We start from the raw sequence: 955 nt of genomic DNA, 5'->3' as shown, positions 1-955 counted from the left end.
CTACTTAACGCGGCGTTATGTTGTTGGAGGGAATTTTGCAATTATCAAAGATCAATTACAAAGATCTAAATCCACGTCAGCAAGAAATATTCAATTTCCAAAAATTGTCAGCGGTGTTAGCCGAATATGGATTTAACTGCATTAAATTAGCTGATGATTGGCAGGGGGCAGATTTCTTGGCATATCATATCGATGGTCAAGAAAGTCTTAGAGTTCAGCTGAAATCGAGATTAACGATAAGTCTAAAGTATGTTGGTAAAGACCTTTACATGGCATTTCCTATTAAAAATAAGTGGTATCTAATCGAACATGATGTTCTAGTAAGCTTGGTTGGTGAACATACGAATTGGCTAAATTCCCCGTCTTGGCTAAACCATGGTTCTTATCATTCAGCAAGACCAAATAAGCAAATACTTGAGGCAATCAGTGCCAATCTTTTAGAACCAACATAACAAGCAATTTAAGAGGGATTCACAACGCTTGGCATTTTTGCTTCTACTTCCTATTTAGTGTCTATGGCACAATGCTTTAGGTCGGGTGGAGGCGTTGTTCACCCCTTAATTGGGCGTTATATGCCAAGGAGGATATATGACAAAGGAAGTCGTCAATAAGTGTTACATGGCATTAGGGATTGCCGCTGGAGACTGCATCTATCGGTACCTTTTCCGTTCTGAGGAGCCATTCGATTTCTACAAGCCAGTATTTATGTTCATAGTAGCTTTTCTTATTCTCTGCATACTAAGTTTTGGCTTGAAGCTATTCAAACGACTAATTTCAAGTTGAGCATTATTTAATTAAAACAACAATTTGCATCCGCTTGTTGCGTAATAAGTGGCAGGGTGGTTGTGGTTTTGTGTTTGGCTCGGTGTCATTGGTGGGTAAGGCATATAACAAACTGTTCAAGAGGGATTCGCAACGCGTGGCATTTTTACTATGCGTTAAATTTAGTGGTTAA

The 955-nt window shown here is 39.0% G+C and carries 1 protein-coding gene; it reads left to right on the top strand.

Going from position 1 to position 955, the window contains the following annotated elements; all coding sequences use genetic code 11:
* The first annotated feature begins 35 nt into the window (after window positions 1–35).
* Window positions 36–452, top strand: a complete 417-nt coding sequence (locus tag KIV41_RS21890) for a hypothetical protein (protein ID WP_212668917.1) — start codon at window positions 36–38, stop codon at window positions 450–452.
* The last annotated feature ends 503 nt before the right edge of the window (window positions 453–955 follow it).

The organism is Vibrio sp. D401a, from assembly GCF_030248515.1.
GTDB classification, from domain to species: Bacteria; Pseudomonadota; Gammaproteobacteria; order Enterobacterales; family Vibrionaceae; genus Vibrio; species Vibrio rotiferianus.
The sequence above is the reverse complement of the archived record's forward strand: the minus strand, read 5'-3'. Positions and strand labels throughout refer to the sequence as shown.